Genomic DNA, 1,984 nt, shown 5'->3' on the forward strand with positions numbered 1-1,984 from the left:
AGCCTATACTCAACGGATTTAGAACGTAGGTTGGGTTGAAGCATGAAACCCAACGCCCGCATGGGTTACGCTACCGCTAACCCATCCTACAAATAATTGTGCCTACCTACTTAAGTAGCCTATACTCAACGGATTTAGTATTAGTTCACTGTTTGTGGAGTTAAGAAACTGTTGGAAAAGTTCAAGAATGCGCTTACCTAAAGGTTCTAACTGCGATGCTGATGTAAAATAGCCATCATCTTTTGGGCCACCGCTGCTGTTTGTTCCAGCATAGCAAAATGACCACAATCGGATAACTCAATGACGTTGCTGCCAGTTTCAAACAAAGGATGAAAACTGGCCAGATGGTTAACGTACTTAACTTCCATAATCGTATCCTCTTTCCCCGCCAGAAAATAGACCGGTTGCGGGAGACGGGAGACAATCTGGGGTAAAAGATGAACTTCGCTGATAGTGGTGGTTTCCAAAAGTGACCCTAGGGCCGCTTGGTAATCGGCCCGGACAAAATCAATCACGCGCTGTTTGCCCCATTTTTTACCTAGGGTTTGCTTGACCATCATCCGCGAGAATAAAACATCAATAAAGGGAACACGGGGCAACCAAGGCGGTCTTCTCTCTAAAATCTGTCTTCCGGCTTCCCGAAATCGCTCAAATTCCTCCTTTAGATAGATGCCACCGCCGGCATTCATACAGATTACCCCTTTAATCCGTTCAGGACAGCTATCCGCGGCCCACAAAGCAACACTACCACCGAGGGAATGACCAACTAACCAAGCAGCATCGAGGTTTAAGCGGTTAAGAAGGGTAATAACGTCTTGGGAGTAGGATTCAAGGTTATAACTGCTAGGAGGACTGTTAGAGGTGATTTTTTGGGAGTCGCCAAAGCCCCGGAGATCATAGACTAGACAGGGATAATCCGAGGAGAGAATATCTACCAAAGGCTGCCAGTAGTGACGACTCAGCAGCCAACCGTGTATAAAGACTAAAACCGGTTTATCTGCTCGGGGCGAAAATAACTCGTAACTGTGGGATACTCCCGATATGTCGATGGTAGGCATATAATCAATCTCAACCTAAATTAAACCGTTGATAGGGGTTACTAGGGAAACTTCTAGAGAAAAAAAGGTGTATTTAGCCTTGTTTATAGAGCAAAATCAGGGAAGCTTAGGATCTTCCCCCGATAGCTGATGACTCACCGCTATAGACAATTTCAAAAGCTTCTACTCAAGTATAAAACATTGGAGATACCTTCCTAAAATAGGATGAACACCCTAGACCAGGATTTATTTATGAAATGCGATCGCTTTTTAACTCTTTCCCTCGTCTTCAGTCTGGGATTAGCTTTTCCCTCCTCTCTACCCGCTCAAAATCCCCCCGCTACCACCTTTCAACCCGGTCCTTGGCAGCCTGTTGCTAGGGTGAATACGAGTCGTCCCGTGGAGATTAAAATCATCAATCAAACCGATATTGACCTCAATTATGACCTATCGGCCAATATTAATTCCTCTCCCCAATTATTATCTCCAGGTACGGAGACAAACCTAAGAGGTTTGGTAATTCCAGCATATATTCTGATTAATCGGGCTAATGCCGCCGCAGATCCCTATTCTTCTAGTTTAATCTATGCCGTAGAGGTCAATGATGATAATTTAGTCACGATTACTGTCACCAAAGTTCCGGGGAGTACCCCGGGTTATACCACCTTTAACATCAATCAACAGGGTGCTATTTATATTTACTAGCTCTAGCTTAAGCTGTTATGGAGCCACCTCGATTGTTAATTAAGTTTACGGCTCTTTCTACCTCCTTTGGCTTCAGGATTTTAAAATTCGTCTTCTTGGGCAAGAATTGTCTTAAGAGTCCCTTATGGTAAAATATGCTCCTGTGTAATATCGAATTTGGGACGATTGAAAACAGTGATCAATTCTAACAAAGTAGATTCGGACATTAAAAGCTTGCCGATATTTTGGGCTTTGTCTAATGC

Annotated in this window: 2 protein-coding genes and 1 pseudogene; 1 reads left to right on the forward strand and 2 read right to left on the reverse strand. The window is 43.8% G+C overall.

The window, feature by feature from the left end; translation table 11 throughout:
- Positions 1-206: 206 nt before the first annotated feature.
- Entirely contained in the window at positions 207-1,058 is an 852-nt protein-coding gene (locus PX636_RS20475; protein WP_012264328.1) for an alpha/beta fold hydrolase, read from the reverse strand.
- A 231-nt stretch (positions 1,059-1,289) separates the two neighbouring features.
- Between PX636_RS20475 and PX636_RS20480 the strand changes: the two genes are divergently transcribed.
- Positions 1,290-1,742 (forward strand): hypothetical protein, encoded by a 453-nt coding sequence (locus PX636_RS20480; RefSeq protein ID WP_004163247.1) that lies wholly within the window; start codon positions 1,290-1,292, stop codon positions 1,740-1,742.
- Positions 1,743-1,891: 149 nt separating this feature from the next.
- Here PX636_RS20480 and PX636_RS22950 read toward each other — a convergent pair.
- Positions 1,892-1,984 (reverse strand): annotated as a pseudogene (locus tag PX636_RS22950) (putative toxin-antitoxin system toxin component, PIN family); the annotation flags it as partial.

Origin of the sequence: Microcystis sp. M53598_WE2, assembly GCF_030067735.1 — a bacterium.
Lineage (GTDB): Bacteria > Cyanobacteriota > Cyanobacteriia > Cyanobacteriales > Microcystaceae > Microcystis > Microcystis aeruginosa.

Bases quoted from the DNA above. Each gene is read 5' to 3' on its own strand.
- PX636_RS20480 (WP_004163247.1), top strand. From the start codon at position 1,290: ATGAAATGCGATCGCTTTTTAACTCTTTCCCTCGTCTTCAGTCTGGGA.
- PX636_RS20475 (WP_012264328.1), bottom strand. From the start codon at position 1,058: ATGCCTACCATCGACATATCGGGAGTATCCCACAGTTACGAGTTATTT.